Here is a 20,847-nt window from a genome sequence, read left to right as displayed (position 1 = left end):
GTTAGTTTTACTTATGGACCGATGTCAATGACCCGACGGAGATTGGCGCGGCCTAACCGTCCAGGTCGACGCGCACGGTCAGCAGGTTGGTGCCGAACGTGCGTACCCCGAAGCTGTTGAACTGCGGCAATTCGCGAAGTCGCGCGGCCGCGTCATCGTCGGGTACCAGGTGCGCAGTCCCGCTGTGCCATCTGCCATGCAACCGCACCCGAACCCGGGGATCAGCCTGGATGTTGCGGATGTACTGGGACTTCTCACCGAATTCCGAGACGAACCAGAACTGCCCGTCGACGATCTTGCCGCCCAGCGGAGTGCGACGGGGTTCACCGGACTTGCGCCCTGTGGTCTCGAGTAGCGTCTGAAACGGCAACCGCCGCATGACGGGATTGGCGATCCGCTTCTGGAAGAAGTTGGTGAAAGCGGGCTGTGGGTTTGGCATCTGGCTATTTCACACCCTCGTGTTCATCAGATCATCGACGTCCGCGGGATCTTCATCCCGAGCGTGAGTGCGCCGGCCAGTTCCCGGCTGGTGTCGTAATCGAAGACGACGTGCCCGGCCAACACGTCGACGTCGCGCTTGAACCGCTGCATCGGGCTGGCCAGGAAATGGATGCTGGCTCCGCCGGCGCCCATCAGGTCACCGATCACCGCCCGCGATTCGGCCACGATGTGCGCGGCCGTCAGCCGGGCCTGTGCGCGCACCGGCTTCTCCACGGGATCGCCGGCGACGACGATCTCCTCGATCTCCCCGACGGTGTCGGCGAGCAGTGCGCGCAGTGACCGCAACCGCACCTGTGCTCCGGCCAAGTGCGCCTGGGCGATTGGCTTGTCCTTCTGCATGACGCCCTCGTACGGCAGCACCCGCTCGGCCAGCCGTTGCGCGTAGTTCTCGGTGACCCTCTCGGCGCTGCCCAGGGCGGGCATGGCGGCGAGCAGGGCCAGCGCCGGCACCATCGGCCAGCGGTAGGTGGCGCTGTCATGCAGTCCGGCGCCGGGCGCGGTGCCGGCGTAGATGTCGGTCACCTTGACCAGTCGGTGCTCGGGCACGAAGACGTCCGTGGCGACGACGTCGTTGGATCCGGTGGCTCGCATGCCGTCGGTGTGCCAGACGTCCTCGACGGTGATGGCACTGATCGGCAGGAGCGCCAGGGCGGGGTAGATGCCGTCATCGGGCCCGCAGAGCGCGGCGACGATGATCCAGTTGCCGTGCATCACCCCGGTGGCCCAGGACCAGCGCCCGGACAGTCGGATGCCGCCGTCGACCGGCAGTCCTCTGCCGGTGGGGGCCAGCGGTGCGGGCGCCAGGAAGGGGCGGCTCTCGAACGCCTCCTGCTGGGCCTGCTCGCCGAACAGCGCCAGCATCCAGTTGTGCAGCGTCAGGAAGCCGATGGTCCAGGCGCTCGAGGTGCAGCCGTGAGCGAGACGGCGCACCGGGTCGAGGATGTCGGGGAACGGCGCCTGCTGTCCGCCGAAACGTGCGGGCACCAGAAGTTCGGTGAACCCGGACGCGATCAGGTCGCGCACGGTGTCGTCGGGAAGGCACCGGAGTTTTTCGGCCTCGGCGGCGCGTTCGCCGAGCGCGGTCACGAACCCATCGGTGATGCCGGCCTGCGTACTCAACATGAGCCGGACCGTACCATACCTTTTGGTATGGAGATCAGGTCGCGAGCATCAGGTCGAGGAATCGTTCGCTGCGGGCGGCCAACCGCGGATGGGGGGAGTCGCCGGAGAGGTGTAGGAACCCGATGCCGACCGCGAAGGTGGCGTCGGCCCGCAGCTCCGCCTCGTCGCCGTCGAAGCCGTAATCCTCGAACGCGCGCCGAACCGCGGCGAGAATGCGCCGATCCGCGGCGCGCACACTCTCGGCGACCGCCTCATCCGAGCGCGCCCACTCCCGCATGGCCCGCTCCAGCGTCCAGTGCCGGGGGCTGACCAGCGAGTTCATCATCTGGATCAGTCGGTCCCGCGGCGGCAGGGCGCCGATTTCGTCGATCTGGCTGCGGTCGGCGTCACGGAGCTCGCCCCAGCCCTGGACGAGGGCGGTCCGGTAGGCGGCGATGTTGGCGAAATGCCAGTAGAAGCTGCCTTTCGTGACGTTCAACCGGGCGCACAGGCGATCGATCTTCAGCGCCTTCAGGCCCTCTTCCGCCAGGATCGCGTAACCGGCCGCGCGCCAGTCGTCGATACCCAACCGGCTGCCCGGCCGGGTGTCCGCCAGGTCGTCGACGTCGTTCCGATCGCTCGTCACAAACGGCAGCCTACGGCCGGATGAACGGCTCCCAGCAGAGCCGCCGGGTGATAGCTGAACGATACGAAGTCCGCAACAACCTGGTCTCAAGCGCGATTCGGGGGTTCCTCGGCGTGTCGGGTGCGTGTTTTACTGCCCACAGACAACTGAATCATTCGGTGTGTTCAGTTCCCGTACCAGGCTGAGCTCACCGCACGCGGCTGCGGGAATCGCGGCCGTGCCACCAACGCCATCCGATCGCGTGGAGTGGGCACTTTACCCGGTACCCGACACTGAAATGGGATTGTGAATGTTCGTTGACAAGATTCGCGGCCGTTGGGCACGCAGGGTCGCCGGCGCCGTCTCGGCCGCCGTCCTGCTCCCCGGTCTTATCGGACTTGCCGGCCAGACAGCGACCGCCGGCGCGTTCTCGCGCCCCGGCCTGCCGGTCGAATACCTCCAGGTCCCGTCACCTGCCATGGGACGCGACATCAAGGTCCAGTTCCAGAGCGGTGGTAACGGGTCGCCCGCGGTGTACCTGCTCGACGGCCTGCGTGCACAGGACGACTACAACGGCTGGGACATCAACACCGCCGCCTTCGAGTGGTACCTCGGTTCCGGTCTGTCGATCGTCATGCCGGTCGGCGGCCAGTCCAGCTTCTACACCGACTGGTACAAGCCGGCGTGTGGCAAGGCGGGCTGCTCCACCTACAAGTGGGAGACCTTCCTGACCTCGGAGCTGCCGCAGTGGCTGCAGGCCAACCGGGAGGTCAAGCCGACCGGTAGTGCCGCCGTCGGCCTCTCGATGGCCGGCTCGTCGTCCATGACCCTGGCGATCTGGCACCCCGACCAGTTCATCTACGCCGGTTCGATGTCGGGCTTCCTGAACCCGTCCGAGGGCTGGTGGCCGTTCCTGATCAACGTCTCGATGGGCGACGCCGGCGGCTACAAGGCCGACGACATGTGGGGCTCGACGGGCGACCCGAACAACGCCTGGCAGCGCAACGACCCGATGGTCAACATCCCGCGGCTCGTCGCCAACAACACCCGCCTGTGGGTCTACTGCGGTAACGGCAACCCGAGCGAGCTCGGTGGTGACAACGTGCCGGCCAAGTTCCTCGAGGGGCTGACCATCCGCACCAACCGCACCTTCCAGGACAACTACCTGGCCGCGGGCGGCAACAACGGCGTGTTCAACTTCCCCGACAGCGGCACCCACGACTGGGGCTACTGGGGCCAGCAGCTGCAGGCCATGAAGCCTGACCTGCAGCGTGTGCTGGGCGCCAACCCGTCCTCGTAACCTCGACAGCAGACAGGCCCCGGGAGCAATCCCGGGGCCTGTCTGCTTATCACAGTGTGGTGGCTACCGTGCCCCAGTAGCCCGGTCGTGGTGCCGGGCTACCGGAGCCCCGGTCACTTGAGCTGTGCCGACGACAGGCCCAGCAGCCGCCGGGCCACGACGAGCTGCTGAATCTGCTGCGTGCCCTCGAAGATGTCGAGAATCTTCGAGTCGCGGGCCCACTTCTCCAGCAGTGTCTGCTCGGAATAGCCTGTGGTGCCTGCCAATTCGACGGCCTTGAGGGTCACGTCGGTGCCCATGCGCCCGGCCTTGGCCTTGCTCATGGACGCTTCCTTGGAGTTCGGAATCTTGTTGTCGGCCTGCCAGGCGGCGCGCAGCGACAGCAGGTACGCGGCCTCCCAGTCGGACTCCATCCGCAGGAACTCGGCGGCCGGTGCGCTCTGGGCGTGGGCCGGCTTGTCGTACGAGATCTCGATGCCCGCGTCGGTCAGGATCGCCCGCAGCTCCTCCAGGGCGGCACGGCCCACGCCGATCGCCATGGCGGCCACCATCGGACGGGTGTTGTCGAAGGTCTCCATGACCCCGCCAAAGCCCTTGTCCACCTTGACCTCCGGATCACCGAGGAGGTAATCCTTCGGGACCCGGCAGTTGTCGAAGCGGATGACCGCGGTGTCGGAGGCCTTGATGCCCAGCTTGTGCTCCAGGCGCTCGACGATGACGCCGGGGTGCTCGCGCGGCACGACGAACGACTTGATGGCGGCCCGGCCGAGCGACTTGTCGACCGTCGCCCACACCACGATGTGGGTGGCGCGCGAACCGGCGGTGACGAAGATCTTCTCGCCGTTGATGACGTACTCGTCACCGTCGAGCACGGCGGTGGTGGTGACCGCCGCGGAGTCGGAACCGAAGCTCGGCTCGGTGATGGCCATGGCGGCCCACACCTTGCCCCACTTGGACAGCTGTTCCTTGGTGGCGACCGCGGAGATGGCGGCATTGCCCAGGCCCTGGTAGGGCACGGTCAGCAGCAGGGCGACGTCGCCCCAGCTGACCTCGAGCGCGTTCAGCAGCGCAGACATGTTGGCGCCGTTGACGTTTGCGTGCTTGCTCTTGGACTCGTTCGCCGAGAAGCCGGCGCCGGCCACCGAGACGGTGTTCGACTCCTGCACGCCCTCGAACAGGCTGGCAAGGGTGTCGAGTTCCGACGGGTAGGCGTGCTCGGCGAGGTCGTACTTACGGGAGATGGGGCGGAGCATCTCGGCGGCGCCCTGATGTCCCTTTTCCGCGACAGCCTTCAGCTTGCGGGGCAGTTCCAAATTGATTGCCATGATTGGTCTTTCGGGTGAGTGGGAAGAGTTCTGCGATTCGGGCGACTACAGGACGACAACACCCTCGGCGACGCCGAGTGCCCGCAGATCGCGGTACCAGCGCTCAACCGGGTGTTCCTTGGTGTAGCCGTGGCCACCGAGCAGCTGCACGCCGTCGAGGCCGATCTGCATGCCCTTGTCGGCGGCGAACCGCTTGGCCAGCGCGCCTTCCCGCAGGAAGGTCATGCCCTGCTCGGCACGCGACGCACCGCGCCAGACGATCAGGCGCAGGCCGTCCAGTTCGATGGCGATGTTGGCGCACATGAAGGCCACCGCCTGGCGGTTGGCGATCGGCTCACCGAACGCCTGGCGCTCCTTGACGTAGGGCACCACGTAGTCGAGCACCGCGTGCGAGGTGCCGACTGCCAGTGCGGCCCAACCCAATCGGGACAGCGCGATGGCTTCGGAGTAGTCGTTGTCGGTCGCTTCGTCCTCGCCGAGGCGGTTGGCGAGCGGGACTGCGACGTTGTTCAGCTCGATCTTGCCCAGGGCCGCGGCACGGATGCCCATGCTCGGGTCGGCCGTGATCGACAGTCCCTCGGAGCTGGACTCGACGATGAACAGCGCCGGCTTGCCGTCGAGCTGCGCACCGATGATGAACAGCTCGGCGTCGGCAGCGGCCGGAACCAGCGACTTGACGCCGTTGAGGCGGTAACCGCTGGGGGTGCGGACCGCAGTGGTCCGCAGCGCGGTCGGGTCGAACAGCGCGTGCGGCTCGGCGATCGCGACGCACGCCTGCGGGACGTTCTCACCGGCGAACGACGGGAGATACGTGGCCTGCTGACCGGCGCTGCCCCAACGGGTCAGGGCCGACGCCACGCCGCCGGGCGCCAGGATCGGCAGGGCCAGACCCATGTCGCCGTACGCCAGGGCCTCGGCGACCAGTGCCGTGGTGACGGTGTTCTGAGAGGCGGCGATGCCGTCGAACTCCTCGGGCACGTTGATGGCGGTGATGCCGAGTTCGGCGGACTTGGCGATCAGGTCGGCCGGGTAGGTCGCGGCGGCGTCGGCGTCATGTGCGGCCGGCCGCAGGATCTCCTCGGAGAACTCGCGGACGGTCTCCACGATCATCTGCTGGTCTTCGTCCGGGTTCAGGTCGAAGTAGTCCGAGCCGCCCGGCTTCAGGCGGGTCGGGGCGCCGTTGATCCCGGGAATGCGCTTGAACGTCCGGCCCGCGGCGCCGGCGGTGGAGAACGCCGTCTTGATGCCGTACTTCAGGCCGCGGTTCATTGGATCCCGCAGGTTGTACTTGTCCAGGAACTCCTGGCCGACAAAAGGCGTGATCAGCGCCAGACCGATGTCGGTCGCTGTCCGCTTGTGTCGCTGGAGTCCGATGGCGCTCTCCGGGCCCTTGCGCACAGGGCGCTGGGCGGAGCCGGCTTTTGTGCCGTTCTGAGGAAGGGTGTTGGTCATTTCGACAGCCTCGCGTCGTTGGGGCAGTGCGTTATGACCGTATCTTACTCCGGAGTAAGGTACGACGCTCGTGTTATCAAATTCACATTCGGGGACTCGGCTGCCTATGCACGAAAACCCGCGCTGAACGCGGGTTTTCGTGCACAAATCGCGACATCAGGAGAGGGCGGCGAGCACCTTTTCGTGCAGTGATCCATTGGTCGCGACCGCGCTGCCGCCGTGCGGCCCGGGCGCGCCGGCCAGGTTCGTGAACGCCCCGCCGGCCTCGCGGACGACGACGTCCAACGCGGCCAGATCCCAGAGTTTGACCTCCGGTTCGACGGCGATGTCGACCGCACCTTCGGCCAGTAGGCAGTACGACCAGAAGTCGCCGTACGCGCGCACCCGCCACACCGCGTCGGTCAGCGCGACGAAGGCGTCGCGCCGGTCTTCCCAGCCGGTGGTCAGATCGGAGTAGGACAGGCTCGCCGCGTCCAGTGCGTCGACGCCCGATACCGAGATGGGCCGCGTCCGCCCGCCGAATGAACTGAACGCGCCCGCGCCGGTGCCGGCCCACCACCGGCGGCCGAGAGCCGGCGCGCTGACGACACCGACGACCGGCACGCCGTCCTCGAGAAGGGCGATCAACGTCGCCCACACCGGCACGCCGCGGACGAAGTTCTTGGTGCCGTCGATCGGATCGATGACCCACTGCCGGCCCGCGAAAACCGCTGTGCCCCCGTACTCTTCGCCCAACAGGGCGTCGTCCGGCCGGGCCGCGGCCAACGTCTCGCGCAGCACCCGCTCCACGGACTGGTCGGCATCGGTCACCGGCGTCAGGTCCGGCTTGGTCTCGATGCGCAGGTCCAGCGCGCCGAAGCGATCGAGCGTCACGGCATCGGCCTGATCGGCCAGGGCCAGGGCCAAAGTGACGTCGTCTCGGCGGGACGCGCAATCCGCTGCGCTACTTGCTTGGGTGGCACTCATGAGTGCAGTCCTACCATGAGTGGGTGTGGGAATTCGTCGTGCTCATTGTCTTGCTCGGGGCGCTCGTGCTGCTGGCCGCCCCGTGGTTGCGACGTACGCGTAGCGGGGAGAGCGGGACGCTGCTGATCACCGGCGTCAGTCCGCGGCCGGACGCCACGGGGGAGCAGTTCGTCACCGTCGCCGGAGTCATCAACGGCCCCAGCGTGAACGAGCACGAGGTCTACGGCCGTATCGCGATCGACGTCGCCGAGTGGCCCACGGTGGGCCAGTTGGTCCCCGTCGTCTACTCGCCCAAGAACCCCGACAACTGGAACTTCGCGCCGCACGCCACTCAGGGCCTTGCCCCCATGTAGTGGACACGGGATTTGTGGTTACGCGGCTACTGGCAGCGTAGCCGGTGTTAGGGTCCTTTCGTAGGTCGCAGGGCTGGAATAGCGGCACCGGGAGTGCCGTCGTTTGGTGTTGTAGCGAGCCAGCCAGCGGAACACTTCGCGGCGGCAGGTAGCAGCGTCGGGCCAGTGGCTGCGGTCCTGCAGGATCTCGCGTTTGAGGGCGGCGTTGAACGATTCGGCCAGCGCGTTATCGGCACTTGACCCGACGCCACCCATAGACTGGGTGACCTCCAAGTCACGGCAGAGGTTCGCGAAATCCCTTGAGGTGTACTGACTTCCGTGATCTGTGTGGAACACTGCACCGGTCAGGGAGCCGCGCAGCGCCGCAGCGGCTTTGAGGGCATCTTCGACCAGTTCGGTGCGCATGTGCTCGGCGATCGCCCACCCCGCCACCCGTCCGGAGAAGCAGTCGATCACGGTCGCCAGATACAGATTCGAACCGCTTGCCAATGGCAGGTAGGTGATGTCGCCGACGTACTTGACGTTGGGTGCCGCGGCGGTGAAGTCCCGGTTGAGCAGGTCCGGGACTTTCTGTTTGGCCGGATCCGGCGTGGTGGTCTTCACCCGTCGCCGGCGGCGGTAGCCGGCGATCCCGGCACTGCGCATGACCCGGGCCACCCGCTTGTGGTTGACCCGCTCACCGTCGGGTGCACCGTCGTTGAGTTCAGCGGTGATCCGCGGCGCCCCGTAGGTGTTGTCCTCATCGTGCACGGTGCGGATACGCGCGGCCAGCGCCTTGTCAGCGGCCTGGCGGGCGGCGCGTCCGTCGGCAGCGGCCAACCAGGCGTAGAACGATGAACGCGCAACCTCGACGACTGCGCACAGCCACTTCACCTCGAAGGTGTGCAGGTGGTCGGCGACGAACTGGAAGCGGCTCACCAGTTCGTCTCCCCGGCGAAATACTTGGCCGCCGACCGCAGAATGTCACGCTCGGTAGACAACCGAGCCTCCGTGGCGCGTAACGCCTTGTTCTCGGCCCGTAGCCGGGCCAGCTCCTGCTCTGGGGTCTCAACGCCGGGGCTCGGCTGTGCTGCTGCGGTGGGGTTGCGGTGCCTGATCGGCACCCCGGCGGCTTTGCACCACGCTGAGAGCGTCACGCCGGAGATGCCGAGTTCGTCGGCGATCTGCGTGATCGTGGCGCCCTCGGTGTCTCGGTACAGCGCTACCGCGTCCCGTTTGAACTCGTCAGGGTAATTTTTCCTTGCCATCGTGGTGGATCATCTCGCTTCCCCCGCCAACCTTGCGGGATTCAGCGTGTCCAACACACGGGGTCAAGTCCCTCAGGCGTAGTCGGCTCTTTCTCGGACTGCTCCGCGAGTTTGCTCAGCACTCTCTGGGATTTTCGGAAAATGGGTTCAATTCGAGCATTGTCCTGTGCTAATAGATTCACTGTGTGAATAGTCAGCTATCGCATCGAGCTTGCCGGCCGTCTGGCGTGCAGCGCTCGGATTCGACCGTTGGACAGAATCTTTCCGCAGAAGGGGACAACAACGCACATGGCCACGTCTCAGATGTCGGCGACCGGTAGGGCCACCAAGATGATCGGGGCGGCACTCGCCGCAGGCGGATCGCTGCTCCTTGCACCCGCAGGTACGGCATTAGCTGACAGTGGTCCGCTCGACGGCCTGGGCGGCGCCCTGAGCAACGAGGCCGGTTTCGCCCAGCACTTCACCACCCACAACATCGGGGGACTCGAGGGCATCGCGGCCATCAACGCCGGCGGCCTTCAGGCCGGCGTGGGTTCACTGGGTTCGGGCTTGCTGTCCGGGTCGACGGCCACGTCGTCGCTGCTCAACTCAGGCGGCAACCTGACGACATTCGCCGTGCAGGGCATCCTGCGGCCCGGCCACTAGCCGGGTGTGCGCGTACAGGTTGTGAGAACTCGGGTGGATGAGCTCTCAGGCGCGCAGAGTGCGCAATTCGGCGGTGAGGTTGGCCCGCGCCGGAGCTTCCCATTCTGCGTGTCCGTGTGGCGTGCGAAACAGTGCTGGCCCAGCCAGCAACGATGAGAGCAGGGCAGCGCGGCCCTCACGGAATTGGGCGTCGGGCACATGGGCGTACTCGGCGCGCACTGCAGCCACGTAGCGGGCGTAGCGATCGGCGGGAGACGCCAGGATGCGTAGGTCGGCGTCGCAAAGGGTTTCTCCGTTGCGGTCCCCGGGGCCAGGATCATGGGTGGCGGTCAGGCGTACGAGCCGCGCCACTTCGGTCACCAGGCTGTGCTCGACGTCCAGGTTGAAGAGTTCACGTTCGGCGCGGGCGGCGCTTGCCAGCTCGTCGTCCGAGCGCCCGTGATATACCACATCGTGGTACCACGCCGCCAGCCGAACCGCAGTCGGGTCGGCCGCATGTGCGGCCAACTGGTCGACACTGCGCAGAACATCACACAGGTGGTCGAGGTCGTGATAACGCCGTGACGGTTCTGCCCACGACGCGATCACTGCCCGTCCTGTCTGGGCGATGTCAACCGCCGCGCCAGCGTGAGGTGCGAGGAGTTCGTACCAGGATCGGTGCAGTTCGCCGATCTGGTCATCGGCGTTGTCAACTGTCACTGTGCGTAGTCCGGCGGGAGTTGGATGGGGTCCAGAGGTTTGCGGCTGCTTCCGGTCCGGGTGTCGTCCACGGCGCACAACCGTTTGCTGGTCGGCCGGCACGTCTTGGGCATGAACCGATGCCATCCGCTCATGATCCGCCCCTTCCTGTCACGCTGCGTCACATGCATGTTAGTCAGCTTGTGCGCGACCGGCACACCATCCTCACCGCTGGTGCGTGGTTATGGCCACATAGTCGTATTTGTGGATACGGCACGGTCGTAGTTGTGGTGCGCATCATGCGCTGCCTGTCGTAATTTCCCGACCGCCTCACGCATGTTTGACGCCGCTTGCATCCATTCGTCGTGGCGACTTTGATGAGCGTCTGCGGCCGATCCTGACCATGTCTGGCTCTTCGCACTTGACGGTGTAGGGACGATCAGCTGCTTTCGGTTGGTCCTGTGATCGGGGGTCTGGTTGGCTGGGGGTGTGCCGGAGAAGAAGCGGAAGAGTAAGAGGAAGAGCGGAGTGTCCGGGGGCGGTGTGGATTTGGTGTTGCTGCAACAGTTGATGGCCGATGCTGGTCGGGACGTGTTCGCGGGGGTGCTCGATGAGCCGGTGCCCGAGGTGCGGGCGGTGCCGGAGCGTGTGCGGGGTTTTCGGGTGCGGTTGGACCTGATGTACGCCAAGCCGCCGATCTGGCGTCGTCTGGACCTGCCGGGCGACCTCATGCTTGATGAGCTGCATGTCGTATTGCAGGTCGCGATGGGTTGGCAGGACGGTCATCTGCATAAGTTCGGTGTTGGGGCGGATCGGCGTACCCGTGCTTACTTCGTGACCGGGTTTGATCTCAGCGAAGGCGACGAGGGTGTCGTCGAGGACAGCGTGCGCCTCGATCAGGTGGTCTCCGATAAGGGCGAGCGGTTGTTCTATGACTACGACTTCGGCGACGGATGGGAGCACGTGCTGGTGGTCGAAGACGTTTTCGATGATCCGCCCCCGGTTCCGGTGTGTCTGACGGGCAAGATGGCCTGCCCGCCGGAGGACTGTGGGGGCCTGGGTGGCTACGAGGAGTTGGCTGCGTGGGTTCGTGGCGGGTACGACCCGCGGGCAACGCCGATGGGGCTGGGTGCGCAGGAGATGAGGGACTGGCTGCCCCGGGGCTGGCACCCCGACCGTTTCTCGGTGGCCGAGACCAATGACGCTCTGGCCGCGTTGAGCACGCGTTGACGATTCTTCACCGCCGAGGTTGACGGAGCTGGGTTCGGAAGCCTCCGGTCTCGAGCAGGGACCGGGCGACGTAGTTGGTCAGGTTGCGGAAGCCCAGCGCGGATCCGCGCAGGTGTTCGAGGCGGCCGTTGATTGCTTCGGTTGGCCCGTTGCTGGTGCCGGGGCGGTCGAAGTAGGCCAAGACGTCGGCGGCGCGTCTCTTCAGGGTCCGTCCGAGGGTGATCAGTTCGGTCAGCGGCTTGGGAACCCCGGTGCTCAGCGTGGTGATCAGCGCCGCCATCATGGTGCGGGCTTTGCGGCGGTCCGGTTCGCGGTAGGCGGCCACAGTGCGTTGATAGATGTGCCAGGTGGCCTCGACCTCAGCGTGGGCGTCGATGGTGAACAGTGCGGTCAGTCGGGTTTTCTGCCGGTCGGTGAGCAGATCGGCTCCGGTGTGCAGGGTGCGCCGGGATCGGTAGAGCGGGTCGGTGCTGCGGCCACGGTGCCCGCAGGTGGCCAACTGGACGCGGCGGCGGCACTCGTCGAGGGCGTTGCCGGCAAGGCGGACCACGTGGAAGGGGTCCATCACCGTCGCCGCGGCGGGGAGTTCTTCGGTGGCGGCGGTCTTGAAGCCGGAGAAGCCGTCCATGGCAACGACGTCCACACGATCACGCCAGTCCTGCGGGCGCTGGGCCAGCCAGTCGGCGAACGCCTTCTTGGACCGGCCCTCGACCATGTCGAGCAGCCGGGCCGGGCCGGTCCCGTCACGCACGGGGGTGAGATCGATGATGACGGTGACGTACTTGTCGCCGCGGCGGGTGTGCCGCCACACGTGTTCATCGACGCCGATCACCGCCACGCCGTCGAAGCGGGCCGGATCAGCGATCAGCACCCGCTGACCTTCGGCCAACACGGCGTTGTTGGCGGTGTTCCACGACACCGCTAACGCCTCGGCGACCCGGGCAACCGACAAGTGCTGACAGACAAGGGCTTCCAGCGCCCAGCGCAGAGCACGCCGGGACAACCTGGCCCGTGGCTCGGCCGCCCTACTGGTGTCCTGGCGCCACACGTGAGCACAACCGGCGCAGCGGTAGCGGCGGATCGTGACCAGCAAGGTCGTGGGCCGCCACCCGAACGGTTCATGGGCCAACGTGCGGGTCACGCTGTCACGCACAACGCCCTCTTCGCCGCAGCGGCGGCACCACCGATCGTCATCGGCGACCCGGCACGCCAGCACGGCCCGACCGGCAGCGAGCTGTTGGCCGGTCACCTCCAACCCGAGCTCGTCAAGGCGGCAGAAAGTGGTCAGGTCAGCGCAGGCGAAGCCCGCCCGACCGGTAGCGTCAGGCACGTCGAGGTCTTTCGGATGAGGCGTGTACGAACCTTCATCATCGGAAGACCTCGACCCCTACCTAGGCAACGACGCGCCGACCACCTCTACACCCTCAACTGCGAAGAGCCCCATGTCTCATGTAATTGTGAGACGAGTTGGTCGACGGTTGAAGTGACGGCCTCCGCGTTGTTGTCGAACGCCGCAAGCTTATCGATGAATGAAGACAGGTTTTCGAGTTCGACCCGATAGTGGCTCATGATCAGATAGTGCTTCCCGCGGAGTTGATGTTGCAGCCGCTCGCATGGTCCTGTTCGTCGTATGCGATCGCCGCACGCATCAATTTCTCAGACGATTCGACGAGGGACTGCACCAGGATCGACGCGCTGTCGTGCCACTCGGTCCATGCGTGCAAATAAGCGGATGCGGCCCTTCCTTCCCAGCTGTCGGACAGTTGTTCCCACTCCAGGGTTATTTGCTTGAGGTGGTCCCGCAGTTCCAGTGCTTGGTTGGCCACGCCCTGTGCTGCTTCGAAGGTATTCTGCGTGTTGACCTTTAGTGGATTAGACAATCGAACCCCCATGCCGCGCCCCTGCCCATTCTTGCGTCAACCGCTGCCTGAGGTCTGGGTCAGTCTTTAAGCCATATATCCACAAGCCGAAATCAAAATCTTCGTATGAGCTCATGTCGAAGTTGAAATCATCCTCGACCCAGTCGCGATGGTGGGGATATGTGAGGGATCTGGTGTATGCCCCGTGCGTTATCGTCAATTGGGCAAGAGTCTCGTCAAGTTGAGTCCACTGGACATCGCAGTTGGAGAGTGCGAATTGAGCATCGTGCTCGAATCCGACGACAAGTGCACGGAAAGATTTGTCGAGGCTTACGACAATTTTTTCCGATCCCACAGTGCCGTACCGGCCGGAAATTTCCAAAAATTTCAAGTCTTCCGGGTTATCGACGTGTCGGATATTTTCGATTGTGTGAGTAGAAAGACGATAGTCTGCGACGTCGAGCCACTTATCGTGCGAGAGTAACGTCAGTATTTTCGTCTCAGTCATTTTTGGCCCAATCCTAAATCGCCGCCGCCGGTGCGTTGCGATGCATCGATAATTTGTTGGTCAGTTTTTCCTTGCGCCTTGAGATAGTCGTAGGTTGGTCCAAGTGGGTCACCGTATTTTTCTTCATTCCGACCATAGATCTGGCTCTTCATCGGCTCGGGGGTGGCGTCCTTGTATTCTTGCCCGATTGCTCGCCGTTCTGCGTTGGCTGCTCGGGCAATCTGCTCGTCCGATGCACCCGCTTGCCGGAGTTCCTGCACGAGTGATCCAACCTTTTGTTGGACGTCCTGGATGTAATGCTGACGAAGCGGCGGCAAATGCGCGGTGGCTGGGTCGCCCGTAGGTTTGGTCAGGTCTTTTGCCGGATTCATAGCGGCTGAATCGGCCTCCGAGAACGACTCGACCTTGCTGACCGCCTGTTCGACCCCGCCCATCACGCCTTCAGTGGCCTCTGCGGCCTCCTCGGTGCCTTTGATAGCCAGGCGCGCGGTCTGCAACAGACCCCTGAAATCCTCGTATATCTCCATCACCCGTGCTGCTACCCGCGCGACGGCCGCAGACAAAGCGCCGTCGGTGAGGACGTCGAGCAGCGCAAGTCCAATGAGTTCTGCCGCCGCTTCCTCCATCTGGGAATGTGCGTCGTCGATGTGGTGAGCGTGATCGTCGCAATTTTGTGCCAGTTGATCGTAAGTGCCGGCGACTGAATTGAGGCCGGTTTGCAGTTTGATCAAAGTTACGGTTGCCGAGTCGATCTCGGGGGAGATCTGATTCTCGATGACGGCGACGTTGCCCTGCATCTGGCTGGCGACGGAGCGCAGTTCTGTCGCAGCTGTGCGAAGTGACGCCGCCGCGGAATGCAGGCGATCCTGGTGCCCATTCGGCCAGATATCACCGACGAGATGCTGGATTTTGGCCCACCACCACGGCTTGCTGGCATCGTCGCCGCCGGCGGACGATGGCGGAGGTGCAAGGCACATTGGAACAAGGTTGGTCTTGGAGATCCCCAATGCCTCGGGCGTCGGCTTTGGCCCCACCACGGATTGGCCATCTGCGTTCAGGTGATTGACAGCGGTGGCATCGGTAAGTTCCGCGCAGTTCGCTACCGCGCCCACTGACGAATAGTGAGCTTGAAGTGCCCGAGCCAGGGCCGAGTCAAAGCCGTGGCCCCAGTCCTGGGCGGCCGGATCTGATCCGGCCATACCCCCGATAGATCCCATCGTGGCACTGACTTTGCTGTATGAGTCAGATGCCGCGTTGGCATTGCCGGCCAGGCCTTTGGCCGCCGCACGCATTTGTGCAGCGTCGACTTTGATAACCGTCATCAACCGCAGCTGCAGCTTGTTCGTGAGCCCGAAACTGCCTGCGCACCTCCCCTAAAGCAATGCTAAGCGGAGATATCTGAAAGTTTCCTGTAGATATTCGCGGCCCGCATTCGCTTCAGGTGCCGGCGCAACGTAGTCAGCCGTGCGCCACCCGCAGCATGTGCGCCACGTCGGTCAGCTTCACGCGCGGCCGGTTCTGGCCCTCGCCGGCCGACCGCTCGTGCGCGTCGATCAGGCGCCAATGGTCGTTGGTCACCAACGCGGGCTGCCGGGACAGGAACCAGGCCTCCAGGTCCTCGGTGTGGCTGGGTCCGAAGTCGGCCAGCTCGGCGCCGCAGATGTCCTCGATCAGGGTGTTGACGGTGTCCTGCGAGTCCTTCTTGTTGCTGCCGATCACGCCCGACGGCCCGCGCTTGATCCAGCCGACGACGTATTCGTTGCGACTGCCCTCGACCCGGCCCTCGGTGTGCGGGATGGTCGCGGCGCGCTCGTCGAACGGCAGGCCCGCGGTCGGCACGCCGCGGTAGCCCACCGCGCGCACCACCAGCTGGGCCGGCAGCTCTTCGCGGTGGCCGCTGTCCTTGGCAACGATCCGGCCGCCATCGTCGATCAGATCGTTGTGGCCCAACACGATTGACTCGACGCGGTCGGTTCCCTTGATCTCGATGGGCGAGGTCTGGAACTTGAAGACGATGCGGCGCGCGCGCCCGAGGGCCCCGCGTTCGGCATAGCTGCGCAGGATCTTGATGTTCTGCCGCACCGTCTTGCCCGCCGCTTCCAGGTCCGCGTCGGTGATGCCGTCGACATCGGCCGGGTCGACGATCACGTCGACGTCGGCCATGGCCGCGAGGTCGCCGAGTTCGCGCAGTTCCAGCGTCGTGAACGGCGCCTGCAACGGGCCGCGCCGGCCGATGATCACGACCTCGCGGACGCCGCGGGCGCCGAGGGCCGTCAGCGCGTGGTCGGCGATGTCGGTGGCCGCCAGCTCGCCCGGATCGCTGACGAGGATGCGGGCCACGTCCAACGCCACGTTGCCGTTGCCGACGACCACGGCCCGGTCCTGCGTGACATCGGGGTTCATGGCCGCGAAATGCGGATGCGCGTTGTACCAGCCGACGAAGTCGACGGCAGCCACGCTGCCTTCCAGTTCCTCACCGGGGATGCCGAGCGGGCGGTCGGACTGGGCGCCGATGGCGTAGATGACGGCGTCGTAGCGCTCCGAAAGCTCGGGGGCCTGCACGTGCTCACCGACGGTGATGTTGCCGAAGAAGCGGAACCGGGGATCGTCGGCGACCTTGTCGAATTGCGCCGTCACGGTCTTGATCTTCGGATGGTCCGGAGCCACGCCGGAGCGCACCAGTCCCCACGGGGTGGGCAGCATCTCGAGCATGTCGATGCGCACCTCGACCGGATCATCGGTTGCGGCCTTGGCATCGGCGAATTTCAACAGTGACGCGGCAGCGAAAAACCCTGACGGGCCGGATCCGACAACCGCCACATGGTAAGGGCGCATATGTATGGTTTGCCTTCTTGTTCTGCTCAGTGCGCGCAAGGGGCTGTCGCGACGCGGCCGAGCGGGTTACACGGCGATGCTAAACCGGTCTAAGCGATCAGGGCTCGCAATGTGAAAGTCCGTCTCACTGGTCGGTACCCTCATCCTTTGTGGACCTCGACCGTCAAGCCGACATTGCCGCCCTCGACAGCACTCTGACGACTGTGGAGCGGGTGCTCGACGTCGAAGGTCTGCGCGCGCGAATCGCCAAACTCGAAGATGAGGCATCCGATCCCAAGTTGTGGGACGACCAGGCCAACGCCCAGAAGGTGACCAGCAGCCTGTCGCACGCACAGGGCGAGCTGCGCCGGGTCGAGGAGCTGCGCGGACGGGTCGAGGACCTGCCCGTGCTCTACGAACTGGCCGAGGAGGAAGAGGGCGCGGCCAAGACCGACGCGATCGCCGACGCCGATGCCGAACTGGCCAAGTTGCGTGAGGACATCGAGGCGCTCGAGGTTCGAACGCTGCTGTCGGGGGAATACGACGAGCGGGAAGCTGTCGTCACCATCCGCTCCGGCGCCGGTGGCGTCGACGCTGCCGACTGGGCCGAGATGTTGATGCGCATGTACATCCGCTGGGCCGAGAAGCACGGGTATCCGGTCGAGGTTTTCGACACGTCGTATGCGGAGGAGGCGGGCATCAAGAGCGCCACGTTCGCGGTGCACACGCCGTTCGCGTACGGCACGCTGTCGGTCGAGCAGGGCACCCACCGGCTCGTGCGGATCAGCCCCTTCGACAACCAGAGTCGCCGTCAAACGTCCTTCGCCGACGTCGAGGTGCTGCCGGTCGTCGAGACCGCCGACTCCATCGACATCCCCGAAGGCGACATCCGCGTCGACGTCTACCGCTCGAGCGGCCCGGGTGGTCAGTCCGTGAACACCACCGACTCGGCGGTCCGGCTCACGCACATCCCGACCGGCATCGTGGTGACCTGTCAGAACGAAAAATCGCAGCTGCAGAACAAGGTTTCCGCGATGCGAGTGCTCAGCGCCAAGCTGCTGGAACGCAAGCGCCAGGAAGAGCGCGCCGAAATGGACGCCCTCAAGGGCGACGGCGGCAGCTCCTGGGGCAACCAGATGCGCTCGTACGTGCTGCACCCCTACCAGATGGTGAAGGACCTGCGCACCGAGTTCGAGGTCGGCAACCCGGCCTCGGTTCTCGACGGCGACATCGACGGCTTCCTGGAAGCCGGAATCCGCTGGCGCAACCGAAAAGAAGATGACTAATTTTTCTCTGATTGCCGCGAGCCAACCGGAGTCGCTCGGTTGGTGGGCCCAGCAGTGGCACGACTTCTGGCGGGGCTCGATCGGCGAATGGATCATCACCCGCGGGCTGCGGATCGTCATGCTCGTCATCGCGGCGATGCTCATCGCGCGGTTCGTCGGCTGGCTGACGCACCGGGTCACCGCGCGCATCGATGAGCGCTTTCAGGAGAGCGATGCGCTCGTCCGGTCGGAGACCACCAAGCACCGGCAAGCTGTCGCCTCGGTGATCTCGTGGGTGACGATTGCTCTGGTATCGGTGATCGTGCTGGTCGACGTCATCCAGATCCTCGGCATCCCCATCGGCTCGCTGGTCGCTCCCGCCGCGGTGCTGGGCGCCGCGCTGGGCTTCGGTGCCCAGCGCATCGTGCAGGACCTACTCGCGGGGTTCTTCATCATCACCGAGAAGCAATACGGCTTCGGTGACCTGGTGTCGCTCACCGTCAGCGGGATCACGGTGCCGGCAGAGGGCACCGTCGAAGACGTCACGCTGCGCGTCACCAAACTGCGCTCCAGTGACGGCGAGGTGTACACGATCCCGAACGGGCAGATCGCCAAGACCGTCAACCTGTCCAAGGACTGGGCGCGCGCGGTGGTCGACATCCCGGTGCCCACGACGGCCGATCTCGGCAAGGTCAACGACGTGCTGGGCCGGGTGTGCGAACGCGCGATGGAAGACCGCCAGTTGCGCACGCTGCTGCTCGACAAACCGCAGTTGATGGGTGTGGAGAGCATCGAACTGGACACCGTGAACTTGAGGATGGTGGCGCGGACACTGCCCGGCAAGCAGTTCGAGGTCGGCCGGCGACTGCGCGTGATGGTCGTCTCGGCCTTCGGCCGGGCCGGTATCGAGAGTCCCGCCGACCACGAGCCTGAAGTGGAGGCCATGGTGCATCCGGCGACCGCCGCCGGCGCCGCGGACGAGACCCAGGGGCCGGGGGACCAGCGATGATGAGTGCGCTGTCCCGTATCGCCGTCAAACGCGCTGACCGCGCCTGGCCCGCATACATCCTGGGGCGGGTCCGGACGTCGACGGTCGGTCTGATGGTGGCCTTCTTCGTCGCGTACTGGCTGCACCAGACCTATGCACCGCCACCGCCTCCGCCGACGCCGCCGCCCGCGGTGGTGCCACCGGGGTTCGTGCCCAATCCCGAGTACACCTGGGTGCCGCGGACCGATGTGAACACCCGCCCGAGGACGACGCCCCGGTCGACGCCGACGGAGACTCCCACCGAGACGACCGATACGACGACGACCACGACCACAACGACGACGTCGAGCACGACCAGTTCCACCACGACGGCGCCGCCCACCACGACGGTCATCACCCCGGCGCCGGGACTGCCGCCGGTCACGTTGCCGTTGCTGCCCGGCATGGCTCCGGCACCGACGCCGGCTCCCGCACCGTCGCCGCCACCGGGTCCGCTCCCGGCCGCAGCGCCGCCCGACGGCCCGGTCACGACCACCATCATTTCGCCCGGCGCGGCACCGGCGGAGCAATTGTCAATACCTGTGGATCGGGGTGTTTCAGGCGACCTCCGTTTCGGTGTGTTGATCGCCGTCTGACGGTGGTGTCGGTGGGGTGATGTCGGTGGGCCGTTCGAGCAGTTTGCCTTTGTGGAAGACCGCTCCGGCGCGGACGAGGGCGACCAGATGTGGGGCGTTGACGGCCCGCCAACGGGCTTGGGCTGCGTCGATCAGCTTGTAGGCCATGGCCAATCCAGCGGCCCGCGATCCCGGACCCTTGGTGACCTTCGTTCTCAAACGCACTGTGGCGAAGGTGGATTCGATCGGATTCGTGGTACGCAGATGGATCCAGTGCTCGGCGGGGTAGTGGTAGAACTCCAGCAGGACATCGAGGTCGTCGACGATCTTGGCGACCACTTTCGGGTACTTCGCGCCGAAGGCAACCGCGAAGGCCTTGACCGCGACCTGAGCTTTGTCGATGTCTTCGGCGTTGTAGATGTCCTTGATGGCCGCCAGCGCGGCCGGATGCGCTGACTTCGGCAGTGCGGAAAGGACGTTGGCCTGCTTGTGGAACCAGCAGCGCTGCTCTCGGGTCTTCGGGAATACCTCCCGCACCGCCTTCCAGAACCCGAGCGCGCCATCGCCGACGGCCAGCACTGGGGCGGTCATGCCGCGTCGTTTGCAGTCGCGCAGCAGATCCGCCCACGACTCGCATGACTCCCGATAGCCGTCGGTGATCGCCACGAGCTCTTTGCGGCCGTCAGCGCGCACGCCGAGCATCACCAGCAGGCACAGCTTCTCCTGGTCCAGGCGGACCTTGAGGTGAATGCCGTCGACCCACAGGTAGACGTAGTCGCTGCCGGACAGGTCCCGGGCAGCGAACGTACGGGCTTCGTCTTGCCACTGCGCGGTCAGACGGGTGATCGTGGTGGCCGACAACCCGGCACCCGAGCCGAGGAACTGCTCGAGTGCGGGCCCGAAGTCGCTGGTCGATAGGCCGTGCAGATACAGCAGCGGCAGCACCTCACTCATCTGCGGGGACTTGCGTGCCCAGGCCGGCAGGATCGCCGAGGAAAACCGCTGCCGCTCACCAGAATCGGGGTCGACACGGCGATCGTTGACCCGCGGCGCCTTCACCTGCACGGCACCGGCCGCGGTCAGCACCTCACGCGGCTGGTGATAGCCGTTGCGGACCACCAGTCGGTGACCGTTCTCGTCGAGCTGATCAGCGAATGCGGCCACGTACGCGGCGACCTCGGCCTGCAGGGCAGCGGCCAACATCTGCCGGGCTCCGTCGCGGACGATCTCGTCCAACAACGACCGGCCGGCCTCGCCGCCGTTGGCCTCCTCGGCATCGTGAACTACGGTGAGCATGGGCGTACCTTCCCAACCAGCGCGCCAACGCCGGTCTTGATCGAATACCTGATTCCGTGATGATCATCCTCGGGAAGGTG

Annotated in this window: 22 protein-coding genes; 7 read left to right on the top strand and 15 right to left on the bottom strand. The window is 65.5% G+C overall.

Annotated features, from left to right (window positions below):
* Positions 1-52: 52 nt before the first annotated feature.
* Genes ACZ5IQ_RS19455 through ACZ5IQ_RS19445 form a run of 3 tightly spaced genes read right to left on the bottom strand, consistent with a single transcriptional unit; the run spans position 53 to position 2,248 of the window.
* The gene (locus tag ACZ5IQ_RS19455; RefSeq protein WP_212813621.1) at positions 53-439 is read right to left on the bottom strand and encodes a nitroreductase/quinone reductase family protein; all 387 of its coding nucleotides are present in this window, start codon (positions 437-439) and stop codon (positions 53-55) included.
* Positions 440-465: 26 nt separating this feature from the next.
* Positions 466-1,623 (bottom strand): acyl-CoA dehydrogenase family protein, encoded by a 1,158-nt coding sequence (locus ACZ5IQ_RS19450; RefSeq protein WP_464480117.1) that lies wholly within the window; start codon positions 1,621-1,623, stop codon positions 466-468.
* 34 nt (positions 1,624-1,657) lie between these two features.
* The gene (locus ACZ5IQ_RS19445) at positions 1,658-2,248 is read right to left on the bottom strand and encodes a TetR/AcrR family transcriptional regulator (RefSeq protein ID WP_212813625.1); all 591 of its coding nucleotides are present in this window, start codon (positions 2,246-2,248) and stop codon (positions 1,658-1,660) included.
* Positions 2,249-2,537: 289 nt separating this feature from the next.
* On the opposite strand from ACZ5IQ_RS19445, the gene ACZ5IQ_RS19440 reads away from it, so the two are divergent.
* A complete protein-coding gene (locus ACZ5IQ_RS19440; protein WP_464480116.1) occupies positions 2,538-3,527 on the top strand; it encodes an esterase family protein in 990 nt (329 codons plus the stop codon).
* Positions 3,528-3,640: 113 nt separating this feature from the next.
* On the opposite strand, the gene ACZ5IQ_RS19435 is transcribed toward ACZ5IQ_RS19440, so the two are convergent.
* The 3 genes from ACZ5IQ_RS19435 to hisN all read right to left on the bottom strand — a co-directional run bounded on the left by ACZ5IQ_RS19435 (position 3,641) and on the right by hisN (position 7,270).
* Complete coding sequence (locus ACZ5IQ_RS19435) at positions 3,641-4,852, bottom strand: acyl-CoA dehydrogenase family protein (protein WP_020102696.1); 1,212 nt, start codon at positions 4,850-4,852, stop codon at positions 3,641-3,643.
* Positions 4,853-4,897: 45 nt separating this feature from the next.
* Positions 4,898-6,304: an acyl-CoA dehydrogenase family protein gene (locus ACZ5IQ_RS19430; RefSeq protein ID WP_212813629.1), complete on the bottom strand. Its 1,407-nt coding sequence runs from the start codon at positions 6,302-6,304 to the stop codon at positions 4,898-4,900.
* A gap of 156 nt (positions 6,305-6,460) precedes the next feature.
* On the bottom strand, positions 6,461-7,270 hold the full coding sequence (gene hisN / locus ACZ5IQ_RS19425) for a histidinol-phosphatase (protein WP_064859636.1): 810 nt from the start codon (positions 7,268-7,270) through the stop codon (positions 6,461-6,463).
* A 44-nt stretch (positions 7,271-7,314) separates the two neighbouring features.
* Between hisN and ACZ5IQ_RS19420 the strand changes: the two genes are divergently transcribed.
* A complete protein-coding gene (locus ACZ5IQ_RS19420; RefSeq protein ID WP_464481487.1) occupies positions 7,315-7,623 on the top strand; it encodes a hypothetical protein in 309 nt (102 codons plus the stop codon).
* Between the two features lie 18 nt (positions 7,624-7,641).
* Here ACZ5IQ_RS19420 and ACZ5IQ_RS19415 read toward each other — a convergent pair.
* A protein-coding gene (locus ACZ5IQ_RS19415) for an IS3 family transposase (protein WP_109557065.1) occupies positions 7,642-8,870 on the bottom strand; the annotation gives its coding sequence in 2 pieces (ribosomal slippage) (positions 7,642-8,558 and positions 8,558-8,870; 1,230 coding nt in all).
* A gap of 288 nt (positions 8,871-9,158) precedes the next feature.
* On the opposite strand from ACZ5IQ_RS19415, the gene ACZ5IQ_RS19410 reads away from it, so the two are divergent.
* Complete coding sequence (locus ACZ5IQ_RS19410) at positions 9,159-9,515, top strand: hypothetical protein (protein ID WP_064859637.1); 357 nt, start codon at positions 9,159-9,161, stop codon at positions 9,513-9,515.
* Positions 9,516-9,560: 45 nt separating this feature from the next.
* Here ACZ5IQ_RS19410 and ACZ5IQ_RS19405 read toward each other — a convergent pair whose 3' ends face one another.
* Together ACZ5IQ_RS19405 and ACZ5IQ_RS19400 are read right to left on the bottom strand one after the other, a co-directional pair.
* Positions 9,561-10,214, bottom strand: coding sequence for an HD domain-containing protein (locus tag ACZ5IQ_RS19405; protein WP_244602344.1), 654 nt, complete (start codon positions 10,212-10,214; stop codon positions 9,561-9,563).
* Positions 10,211-10,348 carry a hypothetical protein gene (locus ACZ5IQ_RS19400; RefSeq protein WP_209841248.1) on the bottom strand — a complete coding sequence of 46 codons (138 nt, stop codon included), beginning with the start codon at positions 10,346-10,348 and terminating at the stop codon, positions 10,211-10,213. Before ACZ5IQ_RS19400 ends, ACZ5IQ_RS19405 begins: the two co-directional genes overlap by 4 nt.
* A 373-nt stretch (positions 10,349-10,721) precedes the next feature.
* Here ACZ5IQ_RS19400 and ACZ5IQ_RS19395 point away from each other — a divergent pair, with 373 nt between their 5' ends.
* A complete protein-coding gene (locus ACZ5IQ_RS19395) occupies positions 10,722-11,423 on the top strand; it encodes a plasmid pRiA4b ORF-3 family protein (protein ID WP_267324660.1) in 702 nt (233 codons plus the stop codon).
* Between the two features lie 7 nt (positions 11,424-11,430).
* On the opposite strand, the gene ACZ5IQ_RS19390 is transcribed toward ACZ5IQ_RS19395, so the two are convergent.
* The 5 genes from ACZ5IQ_RS19390 to ACZ5IQ_RS19370 all read right to left on the bottom strand — a co-directional run bounded on the left by ACZ5IQ_RS19390 (position 11,431) and on the right by ACZ5IQ_RS19370 (position 16,625).
* Complete coding sequence (locus tag ACZ5IQ_RS19390; RefSeq protein WP_267325223.1) at positions 11,431-12,753, bottom strand: ISL3 family transposase; 1,323 nt, start codon at positions 12,751-12,753, stop codon at positions 11,431-11,433.
* A 241-nt stretch (positions 12,754-12,994) separates the two neighbouring features.
* Entirely contained in the window at positions 12,995-13,315 is a 321-nt protein-coding gene (locus tag ACZ5IQ_RS19385; RefSeq protein WP_133428462.1) for a WXG100 family type VII secretion target, read from the bottom strand.
* A complete protein-coding gene (locus ACZ5IQ_RS19380) occupies positions 13,296-13,790 on the bottom strand; it encodes a hypothetical protein (RefSeq protein ID WP_061004612.1) in 495 nt (164 codons plus the stop codon). Before ACZ5IQ_RS19380 ends, ACZ5IQ_RS19385 begins: the two co-directional genes overlap by 20 nt.
* Positions 13,787-15,112, bottom strand: coding sequence for a WXG100-like domain-containing protein (locus ACZ5IQ_RS19375; protein WP_135357297.1), 1,326 nt, complete (start codon positions 15,110-15,112; stop codon positions 13,787-13,789). The genes ACZ5IQ_RS19380 and ACZ5IQ_RS19375 overlap by 4 nt, the downstream gene beginning before the upstream one ends.
* A 136-nt stretch (positions 15,113-15,248) precedes the next feature.
* Positions 15,249-16,625, bottom strand: a complete 1,377-nt coding sequence (locus ACZ5IQ_RS19370) for an FAD-dependent oxidoreductase (protein WP_267323605.1) — start codon at positions 16,623-16,625, stop codon at positions 15,249-15,251.
* A 149-nt stretch (positions 16,626-16,774) separates the two neighbouring features.
* Here ACZ5IQ_RS19370 and prfB point away from each other — a divergent pair, with 149 nt between their 5' ends.
* The 3 genes from prfB to ACZ5IQ_RS19355 are packed head-to-tail and all read left to right on the top strand — an operon-like array spanning position 16,775 to position 19,492.
* Positions 16,775-17,890, top strand: a complete 1,116-nt coding sequence (gene prfB, locus ACZ5IQ_RS19365) for a peptide chain release factor 2 (RefSeq protein WP_061004617.1) — start codon at positions 16,775-16,777, stop codon at positions 17,888-17,890.
* On the top strand, positions 17,883-18,878 hold the full coding sequence (locus tag ACZ5IQ_RS19360; protein ID WP_061004619.1) for a mechanosensitive ion channel family protein: 996 nt from the start codon (positions 17,883-17,885) through the stop codon (positions 18,876-18,878). The genes prfB and ACZ5IQ_RS19360 overlap by 8 nt, the downstream gene beginning before the upstream one ends.
* Entirely contained in the window at positions 18,878-19,492 is a 615-nt protein-coding gene (locus ACZ5IQ_RS19355) for a hypothetical protein (RefSeq protein ID WP_464481486.1), read from the top strand. Before ACZ5IQ_RS19360 ends, ACZ5IQ_RS19355 begins: the two co-directional genes overlap by 1 nt.
* Here ACZ5IQ_RS19355 and ACZ5IQ_RS19350 read toward each other — a convergent pair.
* Positions 19,454-20,767 carry an IS256 family transposase gene (locus ACZ5IQ_RS19350; RefSeq protein WP_067990476.1) on the bottom strand — a complete coding sequence of 438 codons (1,314 nt, stop codon included), beginning with the start codon at positions 20,765-20,767 and terminating at the stop codon, positions 19,454-19,456. The two genes, ACZ5IQ_RS19355 and ACZ5IQ_RS19350, sit on opposite strands and share 39 nt — an antisense overlap.
* Positions 20,768-20,847: the final 80 nt, after the last annotated feature.

It is taken from the genome of Mycobacterium toneyamaense, assembly GCF_055384815.1.
The sequence above is the reverse complement of the archived record's forward strand: the minus strand, read 5'-3'. Positions and strand labels throughout refer to the sequence as shown.